This is a genomic window from Streptomyces sp. NPDC055099, assembly GCF_053607685.1.
Map to the genome: position 1 here is coordinate 22771 of NZ_JBSGUA010000007.1, position 16783 is coordinate 39553.

14 protein-coding genes and 1 pseudogene are annotated in these 16783 nt (G+C 70.4%); 7 read left to right on the top strand and 8 right to left on the bottom strand.

The genetic code is table 11. The annotated features are described in order from the left end of the window. Positions 1 to 10 precede the first annotated feature (10 nt). Positions 11 to 1378 (bottom strand): radical SAM protein, encoded by a 1368-nt coding sequence (locus ACWFRU_RS18920; RefSeq protein WP_453688344.1) that lies wholly within the window; start codon positions 1376 to 1378, stop codon positions 11 to 13. A 205-nt stretch (positions 1379 to 1583) separates the two neighbouring features. On the opposite strand from ACWFRU_RS18920, the gene ACWFRU_RS18925 reads away from it, so the two are divergent. Then, entirely contained in the window at positions 1584 to 2954 is a 1371-nt protein-coding gene (locus ACWFRU_RS18925) for a CAP domain-containing protein (RefSeq protein WP_453688346.1), read from the top strand. Between the two features lie 79 nt (positions 2955 to 3033). Here the strand turns inward: ACWFRU_RS18925 and ACWFRU_RS18930 are convergent, their stop codons facing one another. The 6 genes from ACWFRU_RS18930 to ACWFRU_RS18955 form a co-directional block, all read right to left on the bottom strand. Further along, a complete protein-coding gene (locus ACWFRU_RS18930; RefSeq protein WP_453688347.1) occupies positions 3034 to 4044 on the bottom strand; it encodes a Gfo/Idh/MocA family protein in 1011 nt (336 codons plus the stop codon). Continuing rightward, a complete protein-coding gene (locus tag ACWFRU_RS18935) occupies positions 4041 to 5090 on the bottom strand; it encodes a Gfo/Idh/MocA family protein (RefSeq protein ID WP_453688349.1) in 1050 nt (349 codons plus the stop codon). Before ACWFRU_RS18935 ends, ACWFRU_RS18930 begins: the two co-directional genes overlap by 4 nt. A gap of 73 nt (positions 5091 to 5163) precedes the next feature. Next, positions 5164 to 6033 carry a carbohydrate ABC transporter permease gene (locus ACWFRU_RS18940; RefSeq protein WP_453688351.1) on the bottom strand — a complete coding sequence of 290 codons (870 nt, stop codon included), beginning with the start codon at positions 6031 to 6033 and terminating at the stop codon, positions 5164 to 5166. Then, the gene (locus ACWFRU_RS18945; protein WP_453688353.1) at positions 6026 to 6973 is read right to left on the bottom strand and encodes a carbohydrate ABC transporter permease; all 948 of its coding nucleotides are present in this window, start codon (positions 6971 to 6973) and stop codon (positions 6026 to 6028) included. Before ACWFRU_RS18945 ends, ACWFRU_RS18940 begins: the two co-directional genes overlap by 8 nt. Then, positions 6970 to 8226, bottom strand: a complete 1257-nt coding sequence (locus ACWFRU_RS18950) for an ABC transporter substrate-binding protein (RefSeq protein WP_453688355.1) — start codon at positions 8224 to 8226, stop codon at positions 6970 to 6972. The genes ACWFRU_RS18945 and ACWFRU_RS18950 overlap by 4 nt, the downstream gene beginning before the upstream one ends. A 22-nt stretch (positions 8227 to 8248) precedes the next feature. Further along, on the bottom strand, positions 8249 to 9397 hold the full coding sequence (locus tag ACWFRU_RS18955; RefSeq protein ID WP_453688357.1) for an ROK family protein: 1149 nt from the start codon (positions 9395 to 9397) through the stop codon (positions 8249 to 8251). 250 nt (positions 9398 to 9647) lie between these two features. Here ACWFRU_RS18955 and ACWFRU_RS18960 point away from each other — a divergent pair. The 6 genes and pseudogenes from ACWFRU_RS18960 to ACWFRU_RS18985 all read left to right on the top strand — a co-directional run bounded on the left by ACWFRU_RS18960 (position 9648) and on the right by ACWFRU_RS18985 (position 16142). After that, positions 9648 to 10447 (top strand): annotated as a pseudogene (locus tag ACWFRU_RS18960) (SAM-dependent methyltransferase). Between the two features lie 199 nt (positions 10448 to 10646). Beyond that, the gene (locus ACWFRU_RS18965) at positions 10647 to 11741 is read left to right on the top strand and encodes a mechanosensitive ion channel family protein (protein ID WP_453688359.1); all 1095 of its coding nucleotides are present in this window, start codon (positions 10647 to 10649) and stop codon (positions 11739 to 11741) included. Between the two features lie 100 nt (positions 11742 to 11841). Continuing rightward, positions 11842 to 12804: an ABC transporter ATP-binding protein gene (locus tag ACWFRU_RS18970; protein ID WP_453688360.1), complete on the top strand. Its 963-nt coding sequence runs from the start codon at positions 11842 to 11844 to the stop codon at positions 12802 to 12804. Then, complete coding sequence (locus ACWFRU_RS18975) at positions 12801 to 13781, top strand: ABC transporter permease (protein WP_453688362.1); 981 nt, start codon at positions 12801 to 12803, stop codon at positions 13779 to 13781. Before ACWFRU_RS18970 ends, ACWFRU_RS18975 begins: the two co-directional genes overlap by 4 nt. Before the next feature lie 47 nt (positions 13782 to 13828). Beyond that, complete coding sequence (locus ACWFRU_RS18980) at positions 13829 to 14233, top strand: GntR family transcriptional regulator (RefSeq protein WP_453688364.1); 405 nt, start codon at positions 13829 to 13831, stop codon at positions 14231 to 14233. A 112-nt stretch (positions 14234 to 14345) separates the two neighbouring features. After that, the gene (locus ACWFRU_RS18985; RefSeq protein ID WP_453688366.1) at positions 14346 to 16142 is read left to right on the top strand and encodes an acyl-CoA dehydrogenase; all 1797 of its coding nucleotides are present in this window, start codon (positions 14346 to 14348) and stop codon (positions 16140 to 16142) included. Here ACWFRU_RS18985 and ACWFRU_RS18990 read toward each other — a convergent pair. After that, positions 16084 to 16743, bottom strand: coding sequence for a DUF6629 family protein (locus tag ACWFRU_RS18990; RefSeq protein WP_453688368.1), 660 nt, complete (start codon positions 16741 to 16743; stop codon positions 16084 to 16086). The two genes, ACWFRU_RS18985 and ACWFRU_RS18990, sit on opposite strands and share 59 nt — an antisense overlap. Positions 16744 to 16783: the final 40 nt, after the last annotated feature.

Sequence of the window (16783 nt, forward strand, 5' to 3'; positions counted from 1 at the left end):
TCGTCGGGAATTAGGCCTTCTCGGGGACGACGTTCCCGGTCACGCGGTCCTCGGGAGCGGCCTCGTCCGGCGCCAGGCTGTCCATGAACGAGGAGACGGAGAACACCGCGCGTCCCGGACCGGCGGGGCCGTAACCGGGAGGCGAGGAGAGGCCGTTGGCCTCCATCGTCGCGCGGTACGCCTCGAGCAGCCGCACGTGGTACTCCAGCGGCGCGCCCAGCGGGTTCGCCTTGCCCAGCGGGGTCGTGGGCTCCGGGCACCAGGTGGTGAAGCGGGGCGTGATCCCGCGCGACATGAAGTACTGCAGCCCCTCGACGGTGGAGTCGATGGCCTCGCCGACCGTCTTGAAGCCGAACGGCTCCGCCATCTCCACGCCCGCGACGAAGTTCGGGATGACGTTGCGCGGCCCGAAGACGTCGGCGGAGTCCAGGATGCGGCGGTGCCACTCGTCACGGCCGACGTAGCGCTCCTTGCCGGGGCAGTAGCGCTCGAAGAGGTACGGGTCCCACACCTCGTAGTTGGGGTGGTAGATCCGCACGCCGTAGTCGTGGAAGCGCTGGACGTCCTCCTTGGGCAGCGCCTGGGCGACGACCTTGCCGATCCAGCGGCCTGGGAAGCGCTCCTCGATGGCCTTCGCGTACTGACCGTAGAAGTCGGCCTCGTCCTTGCCCTGGAGCTGCGTGGTGATGGCGCCACCGGTGAGCGTGTACGCGGTGGAGGCCTTCGCGGTGTCGTACTTGTCGATGATGGCGAGGGCTTCGAGGACCTCGTCCATCGGCTTCACGCCCGTGTAGGGGCGGCCCGCGGCCTTCTGCTGGCGCCAGTTGTGGTTGATGTCGCAGTACCCGCACTCCTCCTTGGCGCCGAAGTACTGGCAGACCCGGAAGACCGTCAGATAGATCAGGTAGCCCCACTGGATGGTGGGCGCCACCTCCATGACGGACTTGCCGTTCTCCAGGGTGTGCCGGTAGTAGTCCGGCATCGGCGGCAGGCCCACGTCGGAGATGCGTACGCCGTCCAGGTAGAGGCCGAGTACGCCGTCGTCGTCGGCGGCGACGCGATAGGGCGAGGCGGGGTTCACGCGGACGGAGACGACCGTGCGGCGCAGGTCGTACGGGCCGCCGGTGAGGACGATCTCCTCCGGCGGGCGGCGCAGGGCCGCGGCGCCGAGCTCGGGCAGGGTGCTGTGGTCGAAGGAGAAGATGAAGTACGACTTCGGCTTGACCTCGCCGCCCTCGTTGTCACTGAGCGCGGACTCGTCGAACGCCATCCCGCCCCTGAGCAGGTCCTCCTTGATCACCGCCTCTCGCGGCACCTGCGGGAACCGCTCCATGAGTCCCTCGACGAGCTGGGTACGGCTCTCGCTGCGGCTTGCCATCTGCCGGGCACCTCGGATCCTGTCGGTGAATTGTGCTTTCCCGTGACCCCCCACGCTAATACGCGGCTTTTCCGGCGCGGATCCGCCTCCGGTCTCAGCGGCCCTCCACCCTTCGGCGGGACCTCCGGGTCCGGCTTCGTCCCCGGCTCCGGCTTCCTTCCCGCGCGGCGGGAACCCCGGAGTGCCGGCCTCGCGTTGTCCTTGCATGAACGAGCTGGTCGCCGGGGGGAACGTGCCGCTGCCCGACGGTGCCGTCACCCTCCGGGTGCCCGGCCCCTTCGACCTGTCCGTGATCGTCACGGACGACAGCGGCAAGGTCTCGGGCGACGGCGACTTCGTCTTCTACAACCAGCCCGCCACGGCCGGCGCCCGGCTTCAGGGCGACACGGTCACCGTGGACGGGCGGCGCCTGCGGGCCGGTGCGAGCCGCGTCACCGTGGCCGTGAGCCCCGCCGAGCCGGGCACACCCCTGGGGCGCCTGCCGGGCATCGCGCTCCAGGTGCACGGGCCCGGCGGCGGGCTCGTGGCGCGTTTCACACCGCCGCGTCCCGAACGCGAGACGGTGCTGCTGCTCGCGGAGATCTACCGCCGCGGCCCGGGGTGGAAGCTGCGAGCACTCGGCCAGGGGTACGCGGACGGGCTGGCGGGGGTGGCACGCGACTTCGGGGTGGACGTGGCGGAGGACGAGGGGGCGCAGCCGCGGACGACCGTACCCGGACATGTACCCCCGCCGTCCCGCCCCGCCGCACTCTCTGGACCGTCCGCACCTTCCAACCCGCCGGCACCCTCCGGACCGCCCCCGCCCGATGGGTTCCTCCCGCTGGTCAACGCCGCGCGGGCGTCGGCGGGCGCTCCTCCCGTCTCCCTCGACGCCCGGCTGACCGCTGCCGCGGGCGCGCATGCCGCCGGGATGGCGGCGCGGTCCACGCTCAGCTCGGAGCACGCGGACGGTACGTCCCTCTACCAGCGCGTCGTCGCCGGTGGGTACGCGTATCTGGCGATCGGCGAGCATCTGGTCTCCGGGCCTCGCTCGCCCGCCGATTTCGTGGAGTACTGCCTCTCCGGCGAGCAGTCGCGGCTGACGGTGCGCAGCCGCGCGTACACGCACGTGGGGGTGGGCCACGCCGCCGACGCGCGCTCGGGCGACATCTACTGGACGGCGCTGTGGGCCGCGCCCTTCAGCACGCAGGGCCTCGCGGAGTGGGCGTCGGCGGTGCTCCGCCTCACCAACGCCGAACGGACCGCGGCGCGGCTGCGGCCCCTCTCCCCCGATCCGCTGCTGACCGTGGCGGCGCAGGCCCACAGCGCGGACATGGTGGCCCAGGCCTTCTACTCCCACACCTCGCCCGACGGCGGCGAACCCTGGCACCGCGCGTCCGCCGCGGGCAGCACGCACCGCGCGATCGGTGAGAACATCGCCTGCGGGCAGCGCACGCCCGCCGAGGTGGTGGACGGCTGGATGAACAGCCCCGGCCACCGGGCCAACATCCTCAAGCCCTCCTTCACCCACCTCGGCGTCGGCTTCGCGGGCGGCGGCTCTGCAGGCACGTACTGGACGCAGTTGTTCGGCGGCTGAGAAGCGGGGGGTGCCACTCACCGCGGCGAGCGGCACCCCAAACCCGCCACCCTCCGCGCCCCTCAGCGCCAGCGCCCCCTCACCCCACCACCACCGGAACCCCCCTCCGAGCCGACGCGTAGCTCGCCGTCACTATCTTCAGTGTGCGTAGGCCGCCCTCGCCGTCGGCCACGTCCATGCCTTCCTCGTCGGGGCCGTAGAGGAAAGCGCGCAGCATGCGTTCGTCCAGGTCGGCGCCGAAGGGTAGTTCCAGGCCCTGCTGTCGGCGTTCGCTGTAGCCGTGGACCGACTGGTCGAAGGCGTCCATCTCCAGGGTCGCCCGTTCGCCGACCACGGTGAGTTCGAGCCCGCCCCAGGAGTGGTGTGAGCGCGGGTGGGACCAGCTGCAGTCGATCGTGGCCACGGAACCGTTGTCGTAGGTCACGGTGACCAGACCGCTGGTCTCGGCTTCGACCTCGCCCTCGTACATGCGGTTGTTCGTCTGGGCGTACACGTCGACGGGGCGAGCGTCGCCGAACAGATCGTCCAGGAGGTCGGCTATGTGGACCGTGTGGTCCATCAGGGCGCCGCCGCCCGCGAGTTCGGGATCGGCGAACCAGCGCCGTGAGCTCGGCATGGAGCCGTTGTTCGCGCCGGACACGGTCAGGACCCGGCCCACCTCTCCCGACGCGACGGCCGCCTTGACGGCCGCGTACGCGGGGCTGAAGCGGACGGGGAAGGCGACCGCGAGCCGCACGCCGGCCTCCCGGCACGCCGCGAGCATGGCCTCCCCGTCCTCGACCGTCGTGGCCAGCGGCTTCTCGCACAGGACGTCGATGCCGCGGGACGCGGCGAGCTCCACCAGCGGACGGTGCCGCGCGTTCTCGGAGCAGACGATCACCGCGTCGGGGCCCCAGGCGAAGGCTTCCTCGTACGTCTCCACGTACGCGACCCCCCTCTCCTCGGCGAACGCGCGCCCCCGCACCTCGCCGGGCGCGGCCGAGTCGGTGTCCGGGTCGCTGCCGATGACCTCGACACCCGGCATCCGGGAGAGGAGCCGCAAGTATCCGGCCGCGTGGACGTGGGCGAACGACAGAACGGCGACCTTCATCGCGTGACCTCCTGGATGACCGTGCGGGCCGCGGACGCCCCGCTCGCTGTGATCTCGACGGCCCGGCCCGTACGGCTCGACTCGACGGCCGCCTCGGCGATCCGCACCGCCTCGATCCCGTCCCGCGCGCCCACCCGTGGCTCCGGGCCGCCCTCCTCCCAGGAAGCCGCGAACTCCCGCAGCTCGGAGAGGTAGGGGCTCTCCGTCATCGGGCTGGAGGGGATGCCTTCGTTGGCCGCGCGCACCCCTTGCGCGGTGATCCGGTAGCCCGGCACGGTCGTGGAGTCGTGCCGCAGCAGCCCGTCACCGCCCGCGATCCGGAACGTCGTACGGAACCGCTGGTCCGGGAGGCCCCAGAGCCCGGTGATGTGGCTGATCGCGCCGGAGGCGTGGGTGAGGACGGCGGTCGCCGAGACGACCTCGGCCCGCGCGTCGCCCGTGGCGTGTTCGATGCCTCGCGTCTGCGCGTGCACGCGGACCACGTCGCCCGCGATCCAGCGTGCGATGTCGATGTCGTGCACCATCAGGTCCATGATGACGCCGCCGGACATGGCGGGGTCACCGAACCAGGGCGCCCACTGCGGCCGCGCCCCGCCGCGCGTGAAGCGCAGCACGGCCAGGTCCCCCAACTCACCTTGTGCCACTGCTTGTTGCATGGCCGCGTACGCCGGGAAGTACCGCACGACGTGGGCGGGATGCAGCCGCACACCCGCCGCTTCGGCGGCTGCCGCGATCTCCTCGGCGTCCCGCGCGTTCAGCGCGAGGGGCTTCTCGCAGATGACGTGGCGGCCCGCCGCGACGGCCGCGAGGGCGAGTTCCTTGTGGGTCGGGGTGGGGGTGCAGATGTCGACGGCCGTACAGTCGGCGAGCAGTTCGCCGAGGCCCGCCACCGCGGTGACCCCACGGCCCGCGTACTCGGCGGCGAGTTTCTCCGCCGAGCCGTCGACGGTGTGGACGCTGACGCGCGCACCCAGTTCCAGCCAGCCGGGGAGATGGGCGCGGGCGATGCCGCCCGCGCCGATCAGGCCGATGTGAAGCGGTCGCATGAAGGGAGTCACCTTTCCTGGTGCCTGGGCCTGGCAGGGGTCGGCTTGTTGAGGGTGGCGGGGGTTGCTTGAGTCAGCTCTTCGACCCGGACAGCGCGACACTCTGCACGAAGTGCCGTTGCAGCAAGACGTAGACGATGAGCATGGGCAGGCTCGCGATGAGCGAACCGGCCATCATCACGGGGTAGTTGGTCTCGAACTGGCCCTCCAGCGAGGTCAGTCCGGCACTGATGGGCATCTTCTGCGGGTCGGTGTTGACGATCAGCGGCCACAGCAGGTCGTTCCACGACCACATCGCGGTGATGACGGCGAGAGCCGCGAGCGCGGGCCGCACCAGCGGCAGCATGATCGACCAGAAGATGCGGAAGGAACCCGCGCCGTCGATCCGCGCCGCCTCCTCCAGCTCCTTGGGCAGCGTGAGGAAGAACTGGCGCAGCATGAAGGTCCCGAACGCGCTGAACATGCCCGGCAGGAACAGCGCGGGCGCCGAGTTGAGCAGGCCGAGCCGCTGGATGATGTCGTACTGCGGCAGGACGAGCAGTGAGCTCGGCACCATGAGGACGGAGAGGAAGACCGCGAACAGGACGTTGCGGCCCCTGAATTGCATGCGCGCGAAGGCGTAGGCCGCCAGCGAGCAGAACACCAGCTGTCCGACCGTGCGCCCCACGGTGTTGAGGACGCTGTTGAAGAGCATCTCCTTGAACGGCAGCGCGCTGAAGACCTCTTCGAAGCTCGACCAGTTCCAGGTGTCGGGCAGGAACGTCGGCGGCACCTTCGCCGTCTCCGCGAGGGACTTGGCGGCCGTGAGCAGCTGCCACAGGAACGGGAAGACCATCACCAGGGCGCCGAGGGACAGCGCCGCGTGGGTGGCGACCGAACCCGCGCTGAGGCGTGGGCGGTTGGCACGCCCGCGGGTCGCCGGCCGTACGGATGACTCACGCATAGTGCACCCACCTCTTCTGCAGCCTGAACTGCACCAGCGTCAGCGCCGCGATGATCAGCATGAGCAGGAAGGCGAGCGCGGCGGCGGCGCCCTGCGCGTTCTCGACGAAGGCCCATTTGTAGAAGAGGCTCACCACGGACTGGGTGTCACCGATCGCCGGGTTCTTCTCGGCCATCATGATGTAGATCAGGTCGAAGGTCTGCAGCGAGTTGATCATGCAGATGATGGACGCGAAGAAGATCGTCGGGCTGAGCAGCGGCAGGGTGATCGTGAAGAAGCGGCGCAGCGGCCCGGCGCCGTCCAGCTCGGCGGCTTCGTAGTAGTCCTGCGGGATGCCCTTGATGCCCGCCATGAAGATGATCAAGTAGTAGCCGGTGGTCGACCAGACCATGACGGTGCCGATCGCGTAGACCGCCGTCGAGGGGTCGGAGACCCAGTAGCGGCGGTCCGCGCCGAACCACTCGAAGACTTCGTTGATCAGTCCGTAGTCGCCGTTGTAGAGCCAGTTCCAGACCAGACCTACGGCGACGGGCAGCGTGACGAACGGGATGAAGTACAGGGCGCGGTAGACCGGGACGCCGCGCAGTCCGCGCCGGTTGAGCAGCGCCGCGACGCCGATCGCGACCGGCAGGGCGAGCAGCCCGATGGCGCAGTAGATCAGGGTGTTGCCGAGCGCCTGCCAGACGGTGACGTCCTTGAGCACGCGCACGTAATTGTCCGTGCCGATCCAGGTGTTGCCGCCGAACGCCCCGAACTCGGTGAAGCTGAAGTAGAAGGTCTGGAGCAGCGGCCAGAAGTAGAAGACGGCGAAGCCGACGGCGAGCGGCGCGATGAAGAGGTAAGCGGCCCGCTGGTTGCGGGACTTGGGCGCGGTGCCGGCCGCCGGGCTGCCGCGGCTCGCCTTCTTCTCCGCCGCCGTGGAGGGGAAGACACTCATCATGCGCGCTCCTCCTTCAGGGCCCGGTCCATCTGCTCGCCCAGGGTGCGCGCGGCGCTCTCGATGCCGCCCTTTCCGCTGAACGCGGCTCCCAGGAGCGGGTATTGGAGGTTCTCCCAGACCGCGGTGTTCTTCGAGCTCGGGTACGGCACGGCGTACTCCTGCATCTCGATGAAGTGCTTCAGGTCGAACTCGGGCATGGACTTGAGCCAGGCGCCCTGCGTCCCCTCGTACGAGGAGATGGTGACGCCCGCCGATGCCTGGATCTCGGCGGCCTCGCGGCCCGCCATGAAGTGGACGAACTTCCAGGCCGCGGCCTTCTTGCGGCTCTTGGCGGAGATGACGTTGGCGAGGCCGTGGATGATCGTGGCGCGTTCGCGGCCCTTGGGCAGGACGGCGACGCCGCCGTGGTCCTTGAGCGCGGGGACGGCGTACATCTGCCCGGCCATCGCGGAGAGGTCGTAGTACATGGCGGTCTTCTCCGACCAGTAGCGGTTGCGGCCCTTGGACTCGACCATCGCGCTCTGCGGCGGCGACCAGCCGCGGTCGATCATGTCGGTCCAGTAGCGCAGCCCCTCGATGGAGCGTTCGTCGCCGAAGCCAGACTTCCCGTCCTTGAGGACGTAGCCGCCCGCTCCGTGGATGGCGGGATAGAGCTGGCCCTGGCGGTCCATCTCGGCGGCCATGCCGTGCACCCGCGCGCGGGGGTCGGTGAGTTCGGCCGCCGCGTCGCGCACGTCGTCCCAGGTCCACGTCGCGTCCGGGTACTTGATGCCCGCCTTGTCGAAGAGCGCCTTGTTGTACCAGAGGCCGATGGTGTCGAAGTCCTTCGGTATCCCGTACTGCGTGCCCTGGTAGGCGTAGATCTTCACGAGCGAATCGGGGTGGCGGTCCACGGGGGTCCGGTCGCTCTTGATGTGTCCGCTCAGGGGTTCCAGGACGCCGCTGGAGGCGTAGAGCTGAAGGTTGACCGCGTTCATCCAGAAGACGTCGGGTGCCGTGCCGCCGCGCATCGACGTCTTGAGGGTGGTCCAGTAGCTCGACCAGGGCGTCAGCTCCATGCGCACGGATATGCCGGGGTTCTTCTTCTCGAAGGCGTCGATCACCTTCTGCAGCCCGGGCACCTGGGCCACGTCCCACACCCCGTACGAGAGGGTGGTGCGTCCGCCGCTCCCCTTGCCGTCGTCACTCTGGCCGGAGCAGGCGGCGAGCAGGGGCGCCGCCATCGCTCCGTACAGCAGAGTCCTCCTGCGCATGAGCGCCTCCCTTCAGGACTGGTCAGAGCGCCGGTGCCGGGTCCGCGTCCGTCAGGAGATCGGACTCGACCCGGTCAAGTGCCTTGCGTACGGCGCCGATCGCGACGCCTTGTTCGCCGAGCGTGCTCAGCGCGATGCGCGGGACGTGCAGGGTCAGCGGGCGCAGCCGGTCCTCGATCAGCGGCACGAGATGACCGCCGAGGGGGGTCGCGCCGCCGGTGAGCACCACCAGCTCGGGGTCGACGGCGAGGGCGAGGGCGGCGATGCCCGGCGTGATGCGGTCGGCGAAGTCCGCGACGGCCGCGAGGGCACGGGGGTCGCCGGTGTCCGCGGCGCGGGCGAGTGCGGCCACCTCGGACTCGCCGGAGCGCCGGTCGCCCTTCCAACTGAGCGCGTCCTGCGCGGTGTTCATGCCGAGCAGCGGCAGCAGGCCGAGTTCGCCCGCGCCGCCCCGCCTTCCCCGGTGCAGTCGCCCGCCGATGGTGAGACTGCACGCCACGCGATGACCGGTCAGGACACAGACCACGTCATGCGCGAGGGTGGCGGCGCCCTGCCAGCGCTCGGCGAGGACGGCGAGGTTCACGTCGTTCTCGACGAGGGTGTGGCCCACCTCCCCGTCGGCGAGGAGCCGCCCGAGGTCGACGCCGGACCATTCGGGTATGACGTGGGAGGTGATGGTGCCCCCCGCGTCGACGACGCCGGGTACGCCCACACAGCGGGCGAGGATGTCGTCGCGCCGCACGGAGTGCGCGTCCAGGAAGGCGTCGAGGCCCCTGCGCAGGAGGTCGAGACGCTGGGCTCCGCCCAGTTCCGGGTCGATGTCGTCGCGCCGCACGGCGAGCACCGTGCCGCCGAGGTCGGCGAGGAGCAGCACCATCTTGTGCAGGCCGATGTCGGCGCCGACGACGCGGCCCGCCTCCACGCGGAACCGGAACCGCCGGGCGGGGCGTCCCGGCGCGCGCTCGCTCTGGTCGCGCTCAGCCTCCCCCGCCCAGCCGTGCGCGGTCAGCTCCTCGACGACGGACTCCACGGTGGGCCGCGAGAGACCGGTGCCCGCGGCTAGTTCCGCGAGGGTCTGGGGGCTGCGGCGGTGCAGGGCACGCAGCACGACGGTGGTGTTCAGCCGGCGCAGCGAGGCGAGATCGTGCCCTCGTGTCCCGTTCCGCAACACTTCTTCACCTCATGTCGAGGCCGGGGCAGCCCTGTTGACCAGTGGGTCAACCGCTTGCCCCGGAGATTAATGAGGAGACTTGCATATCCCCGGCCGACGGGGAACCCCTTCCGCGGGGCCGGAATCACACCCCGCCCTTTGGGAGGCACCTCGGGCAGGAACCGCTTGAGCCCGGTGGGCCGAGCGGGCACGATGACGGGACGCACGTCGTGCCCGTCCAAACACCCGTCGCCTGCCTGGGAGTTGACGCATGTCCGCGATTCCGCCGCCCGTGACCCACCCGATCGACACCAGCAAGCCGCATCCCGCCCGGGTCTACGACTGGTTCCTCGGCGGCAAGGACAACTACCCCGTGGACGAGGAGCTCGGGCTGCAGATCGTGTCGCTCGAACCGCAGACCAAGTACTGCGCGCAGCACTGCAGCGCGCCACGCGCCGCCTCGCGGGAGAGGAGGGGATACGCCAGTTCCTGGACATCGGCACCGGCATCCCCACCGAGCCGAACCTCCACCGCATCGCCCAGTCGGCCGCCCCCGAGGCGCGTGTCGTGTACGTGGGCAACGACCCGATCGTCCTCGCGCACGCGGAGGCCCTGTTGCGGGGGACGCCCGAGGGAGCGACGGAGTTCCTCCAGGTGGACGCCCGTGAGCCGGACAAGATCCTCGAACAGGCGGAGAACGTCCTGGACTTCGGCCGGCCGATCGCCCTGTCCCTGATCGCGCTGCTGCACTTCATCGGCGACGACGACGGCGCCCGCGACATCGTGGAGCGGCTCGTGTCCGCTCTGGCACCCGGCAGCCACCTGGTCCTCTCCCAGATGGCGGGCGACTTCGACCCGGAGCGGACACGGCAGGCGGTGGAGATGTACAAGGCGGGCGGCGTCACGCTCGTACCGCGGACACGCGCCGAGGTGGAGCGGTTCTTCGACGGCCTTGAACTGATGGACCCCGGCATCACCTGGCTGCCGGACTGGCACCCGGAGCTCGCCGTGGACGAGGTCAGGAACGGGACGCCGGTACCGCTGTACGCCGGGGTGGGCCGTAAGGCGTAGCCGCGGGGCGGCGCCTTGCGGCTGACCTGAAGTCAGGTGATACAGCGCGGGATGTCGGACATCACCCCGCGGCCGGTGAGTTGCGGGCAAGCTGGGTGCGGGCCCCCGGCAACGGCGCCGCACCCATGGGGCAGGATGACGCTCGCGCCGGACCACGAACACGCGTCCGGCGCGCCCGCACAACCTGGAGAATGAACTGATGGAGCGAGCGCTCACATGGCACGACCTGATCACCGCCGGTATAGCGGTGGCCGTAGGTATCGCGGCGGGTCTGCTGCTGCGGATGATCCTGCGGTGGCTGGGTGAACGGGCCAGCAGGACCCGGTGGAGCGGCGATGACGTCATCGTCGACGCCGTGCGCACCCTGGTCCCCTGCGCGGCGATCACCGCAGGAGCGGCCGTCGCCGCAGCCGCCCTGCCGCTCACCCCCAGGACCGGCCACAACGTCTCGATGACGCTGACCGCCCTGCTCGTCCTGGCCGGGACGCTGACGGCGGCCCGTGTGGTCACCCGCCTGGTGAAGTCCCTCGCGCAGTCCCGGTCGGGTGTCGCGGGCTCGGCGACGATCTTCGTCAACATCACCCGGGTCGTCGTGCTCGCGATGGGCTTCCTCGTCGTCCTGCAGACGCTCGGTGTCTCCATCGCCCCGCTGCTCACAGCCCTCGGCGTGGGCGGCCTCGCGGTGGCCCTGGCCCTCCAGGACACCCTGGCCAACCTCTTCGCGGGCGTGCACATCCTCGCCGCCAAGACCGTGCAGCCGGGCGACTACATCCGGCTCAGCAGCGGCGAGGAGGGCTACGTCGTCGACATCAACTGGCGCAACACGGTGGTGCGGCAGCTGTCGAACAACCTCGTCATCATCCCCAACGCCCAGCTCGCGGGCACCAACATGACCAACTTCAGCCGCCCCGAGCAGGACCTGTCCATCATGGTCCAGGTCGGCGTCAGCTACGACAGCGACCTGGAGCAGGTCGAGCGCGTCACGACCGAGGTCGTGGAGAGCGTCATGAAGGACGTGGACGGCGCCCTTCCCGACCATGAACCGGCCGTGCGTTTCCACACGTTCGGCGACTCCAGGATCAGCTTCACGGTGATCCTGGGCGTGGGTGAGTTCAGCGACCAGTACCGCATCAAGCACGAGTTCATCAAGCAGCTGCACCAGCGCTACCGCGCCGAGGGCATTCGCGTGCCCGCCCCCGTCAGGACGGTGAACGTCCAGCAGGGCGAGCTGCCGCCGGGCCTGATCCCGCACCAGCGCGACGCCACGGCGCCGACGACGAAGCCGGTGCAGTAGCGGATCGACCACGCGACTCGGAGGGGGTTTGACAGGCCAGTACCGCGCAGATCATGATTCCATTAATTGTTTAATGGAATCGAGAGAGGCGTGCGTGCTCATGACCCCTGCCGACCCCGCCGAAGCCGAGAGCCCCCTGAGCGCGACCGCGCTCGAGGCTCGCGGCCTGGGCAAGCGCTATCGCCGCGGCTGGGCGCTGCGCGACTGCTCCTTCCGGCTCCCCGCCGGACGGATCTGCGGCCTCGTCGGCCCCAACGGCGCCGGAAAGAGCACCCTGTTGGGGCTCGCGACGCGCCTTGTGGCCCCGACCGAGGGCGAACTGCGCATCTTCGGTGTTCCGGTCGACGACCCGGCCGCGATGCCCAGGTTCGCCTTCCTCTCCCAGGACAAGCCGCTGTTCAAGCGGTTCACCGTGGCCGAGACGCTGCGCATGGGCAGCGAACTCAACCCCGGCTGGGACATGGCGGCCGCCGAGCGGATCGTGCGCTCCGGCAACGTCCCGATGGACGCCAAGGTCGGCACGCTCTCCGGCGGACAGCGCACCCGCGTCGCCTTCGCGCTCGCCTTCGGCAAGCGGCCCGATCTGCTGCTGCTCGACGAGCCCATGGCGGACCTGGACCCGCTGGCCCGGGACGAGATGAGTTCCCTGCTGATGTCGGAGGCCGTCGAGCGCGGCACGACCGTGGTGATGTCCTCCCACATGCTCTCCGAGCTGGAGGACATGTGCGACTACCTCCTGGTCGTCGCGGACGGCCGGATCAGGATGGCGGGCGACACCGATGAACTGGTCCCGGCCCACGCCCTGGTGACCGGGCTCGCCCCCGACGGCACCCCGCCCGCGGACCTCGCCCCGCACACGGTCGTCGAATTCCGTTCCCAGGGACGCCAGTTCCGCGCCCTCGTCCGACCCCACGGCCCGCTGGCCCCCGACTGGGAGGTGTCCGAGCCGAGCCTGGAGGAAGTCCTGCTCGCCCATCTCCGTACGCCGGACGCGGAGCCGCTGTTCACGCACGACGCACGCATCGACGCACGTACCGAGGCCGAGGGGATCGCCGCCGCATGAGCACCACCCTGACCGAGCAGCCGCGCACGGAGCGCTCCGCCAAGAAGCCGGGGCTGCTGCACGGGCTCACCTGGCTCGTCCTGCGCCAGCACCGCACCACGACGTGGATCGTCGTCGCCCTGGTCGTGGTCGGCTCGGCCGCGATCATCTACGAGCGCGGCCAGCTGGCCGACATGCTCGCCGGGATGGGCTGGCCCGGCAAGGACGTCAGCCTGACGCAGGCCCCGGAGAGTTTTGAGTACATCGCCGAAGCCCTCGGCGCCCTGCCCATCGTCCTCGGTGTCTTCATCGGCGCCCCGCTGATCGCGAGCGACCAGGAGCACGGCACCGCGCACCTGGTCACCACGCAGTCGGTGCGGCGCCGCCGCTGGCTCGCGGCCAAGCTGACCTGGTGCCTCGCGCTCGTCCTGGTGGCCACCCTCGTGCTCTCCACGCTGTTCTTCTGGTGGTGGGAGCCCTACCGCGACCTCCTCCTCGCGGAATGGCTCTCGGGATCGGTGTTCGACAACACGGGCCCCATGCTCGCGGCGCTCTCCCTCTTCACCACCATCGGCGGCATCGCGATCGGCATGCTGCTGCGCCGGGTGCTGCCCGCCATGCTGGCCACCTTCTTCTTCGCCCTGGTCGTCCAGGTGGCCTGGGGCGAGTTCCGCGACCGCCTCGCCACCCCGCGCACGATCACCTGGCCGCTGAACGCCGACACGCCGAACCTCGTCAACAGCGGCAGCGCCGTGGAGGCGGACCGCTGGATCAGCACCGCGGACGGGCAGCTCTACGGCTGGGGCACCTGCGCCGAACCGACCGAGAAGGCCACCAACGCCTGCATCAAGGAGCACGGCATCGTCAACAACATGGTCGAGTACTTCGGCTACGACCAGATGCCGGGCATGCAGTGGACCGGCGCCGCGATCCTGCTCGGCGCGACCGCGGCCGTGGCGGTGTTCGTCCTGTGGTGGGCCTCGCGGCGGCCCCTCTAGGGCCCCGGGAACGACACGTACGTAAAGTGTCCGCAAACGAGCAGAGAGTGGGGACAGTGGTCGAATTCCGCATCGACCGGCGCAGCGGTGTGGCCACGTACCTCCAGATCGTGCGCCAGGTCGAACAGGCGCTGCGCATGGGCGCGTTGGTGGAGGGCGACCGGCTGCCCACGGCGGCCCAGGTCGCCGCCGCCACCAAGGTCAACCCGAACACGACGCTCAAGGCGTACCGCGAGCTGGAGCGCGCGGGCCTCGCCGAGGTCCGCCAGGGAGCCGGCACGTTCATCACCCGCTCACTCGCCCGCCCCCAGGCGGGTCCTGACTCTCCCCTGCAGAGCGCCCTGACGCAGTGGATGGAACAGGCGCGCTCCGCGGGACTCACGGGCCAGGACGTCACGGCGCTGTTCGAGGCGGTGCGCGCGGCCACCTTCCCGGCGGACGCGGCCGGCTGAGCCGGGTGTCACACGGCCGCCCTCGACAAACCCCATAAGCAACCGCTTAGTATCGGGTGTGCGGGGCCCCTGCCCCGGGATCGGTACCGCCGTCACCGCATGGAGAAACCGCATGTCATCCCTGCTCCTGTCCCGTCGTGACCTCGATTTCCTGCTGTACGAGTGGCTCGACGTGCCCGCGCTCACCGGCCGGGAGCGGTACGCGGACCACTCCCGCGAGACCTTCGACGCCGCGCTCGAACTGAGCGAGCAGATCGCCACGCGGCACTTCGCCCCGCACAACAAGAAGAACGACGCCCAGGAGCCCACCTTCGACGGGGAGCGGGTGCACATCATCCCCGAGGTGAAGGAGGCCCTGCGGGTCTTCGGGGACTCGGGGCTCCTGGCCAGTGCCATGGACCACGAGATCGGCGGCGGGCAGCTGCCCGCCGTGGTGGCGCAGGCCTGCTTCGCGTGGTTCCAGGCGGCGAACGTCGGCACGGCCGCGTATCCCTTCCTGACCATGGGCAACGCCAATCTGCTCCTCGCGCACGCCTCGAAGGAGCAGATCGACACCTTCGTGCGCCCCATGGTGGAAGGCCGCTTCCTGGGGACGATGTGCCTGTCGGAGCCACAGGCCGGTTCGTCGCTCGCCGATGTGCGGACGCGGGCCGAGGAGCAGGAGGACGGGACCTACCGCCTCTTCGGGAACAAGATGTGGATCTCCGGCGGCGAGCACGAGCTCTCGGAGAACATCGTGCATCTGGTGCTCGCCCGGATTCCGGGCGGCCCGCCCGGCGTGAAGGGTCTCTCGCTCTTCATCGTGCCCAAGGTGCTCGTCGGCGACGACGGGTCACTCGGCGAGCGCAACGACGTCGTGCTCGCGGGCCTCAACCACAAGATGGGCTACCGAGGGACCACGAACACCCTGCTGAACTTCGGCGAGGGCGCCCACCGTCCCGGCGGCGAGCCCGGCGCGGTCGGCCACCTCATCGGGGAGGCGAACCGCGGGCTCGCGTACATGTTCCACATGATGAACGAGGCCCGGATCGGCGTGGGCCTCGGCGCCACCGCGCTCGGCTACACCGGCTATCTGCACGCCCTGGACTACGCGCGCACCCGCCCGCAGGGCCGCCCGCTCGCGGCGAAGGACCCCGCGTCGGCGCAGGTCCCGATCATCGAGCACGCCGACGTACGCAAGATGCTCCTCGCCCAGAAGGCGTACGTGGAGGGCGCGTTGGCGCTCAACCTGTACTGCGGGCGGCTGCTCGACGAGCAGAACACCGGCACCTCGCAGCAGGCGCGCGACGAGGCCAGGCTGCTGCTCGACGTGCTCACGCCCATCGCCAAGAGCTGGCCCTCGCAGTGGTGCCTGGAGGCCAACAACCTGGCGATCCAGGTGCACGGCGGCTACGGCTACACGCGTGAGTACAACGTCGAGCAGTTCTACCGCGACAACCGCCTCAACCCCATCCACGAGGGCACGCACGGCATCCACGGCCTGGATCTGCTCGGCCGCAAGGTGATCATGGACAGTGGGAGCGGCCTTCGGCTGCTCGTCGAGCGGATCTCGCGGACGTCCGCCCGTGCCGCCGCGGCGGGCGGCTCCGCTTCCGGTTACGGGCGGGCACTCGACGCGTCCGCGGCGCGCGCGGTGGAGGTGACCCAGCGGCTCTGGTCGACCGGTGACCCGCAGACGGCGCTCGCCAACGCGAGCGTCTACCTCGAAGCGGTCGGGCACGTGGTCGTCGCCTGGATGTGGCTGGAGCAGCTGCTCGCGGCGGAGCCCGGCACCGAGGACTTCCACGCCGGCAAGCGCGCCGCCTGCCGCTACTTCTTCCGCCATGAACTGCCCAAGACGGAGGCCCAGTTCACGCTCCTGGAGAGCCTGGACCGGACCGCGCTCGAACTGGACGAGAACGCCTTCTGACCCAGAAGCAGAGGAACACCGAGCACACCGCCGCGAAGGCGCACCACGTGGAGATGTACTCGCGACGCCACAGCAGCACGCACACCGCCGCCCCGACGGCGACCAGGACGCCGAAGAGGATCAGGCCCCGGTCGCCGGAGAGGAGCAGGGAGCCGACAGTGGCGATCAGGTATCCGGCGATGACCGGCTCGGGCCGGGGCAGGCCGAGCGCGTATCCGACCGTGTGGCCGCGGATCTCGGCCGTCACGGTGTGGGCCGCCAGGTAGTAGGAGAGCACCGCCGCCGTCGCCAGGCCCGCCACGAGGGGGATCAGGAGACGGCGGCGGGCGCTCGGCGGGGCCGCGCACAGCACCGCCACGGGCAGCCACAGCGCCAGCAAAGGCAGGGCGATCACCGCCCAGGCGACGGTGGCCCATCCCGTGCCACCGTCGTTGCGCCAGACCTCGGACTCGATGATCTGATGGGCGCCGAGCAGCAGCGGCAGCGCGGCGATCGGCAGATCGCGCGGCCGGCCGCCGCGCGCCGCACGGGCCACGCAGGCCACCCCCACGGCGGCCACACCCACGCCCGCCACGAGGTCGGCCGTCGCGCTCCAGCACATGGATCACACGCTACGACCCGAGCCACATAGGGGCGCGGTG

Excerpts from the sequence above, each read along its gene's own strand:
- ACWFRU_RS18945 (WP_453688353.1), bottom strand. The coding sequence starts at position 6,973 with ATGATGAGTGTCTTCCCCTCCACGGCGGCGGAGAAGAAGGCGAGCCGC.
- ACWFRU_RS18940 (WP_453688351.1), bottom strand. The coding sequence starts at position 6,033 with ATGCGTGAGTCATCCGTACGGCCGGCGACCCGCGGGCGTGCCAACCGC.
- ACWFRU_RS18985 (WP_453688366.1), top strand. The coding sequence starts at position 14,346 with ATGTCATCCCTGCTCCTGTCCCGTCGTGACCTCGATTTCCTGCTGTAC.
- ACWFRU_RS18970 (WP_453688360.1), top strand. The coding sequence starts at position 11,842 with ATGACCCCTGCCGACCCCGCCGAAGCCGAGAGCCCCCTGAGCGCGACC.
- ACWFRU_RS18965 (WP_453688359.1), top strand. The coding sequence starts at position 10,647 with ATGGAGCGAGCGCTCACATGGCACGACCTGATCACCGCCGGTATAGCG.
- ACWFRU_RS18975 (WP_453688362.1), top strand. The coding sequence starts at position 12,801 with ATGAGCACCACCCTGACCGAGCAGCCGCGCACGGAGCGCTCCGCCAAG.
- ACWFRU_RS18920 (WP_453688344.1), bottom strand. The coding sequence starts at position 1,378 with ATGGCAAGCCGCAGCGAGAGCCGTACCCAGCTCGTCGAGGGACTCATG.
- ACWFRU_RS18925 (WP_453688346.1), top strand. The coding sequence starts at position 1,584 with ATGAACGAGCTGGTCGCCGGGGGGAACGTGCCGCTGCCCGACGGTGCC.
- ACWFRU_RS18950 (WP_453688355.1), bottom strand. The coding sequence starts at position 8,226 with ATGCGCAGGAGGACTCTGCTGTACGGAGCGATGGCGGCGCCCCTGCTC.
- ACWFRU_RS18935 (WP_453688349.1), bottom strand. The coding sequence starts at position 5,090 with ATGCGACCGCTTCACATCGGCCTGATCGGCGCGGGCGGCATCGCCCGC.
- ACWFRU_RS18930 (WP_453688347.1), bottom strand. The coding sequence starts at position 4,044 with ATGAAGGTCGCCGTTCTGTCGTTCGCCCACGTCCACGCGGCCGGATAC.
- ACWFRU_RS18990 (WP_453688368.1), bottom strand. The coding sequence starts at position 16,743 with ATGTGCTGGAGCGCGACGGCCGACCTCGTGGCGGGCGTGGGTGTGGCC.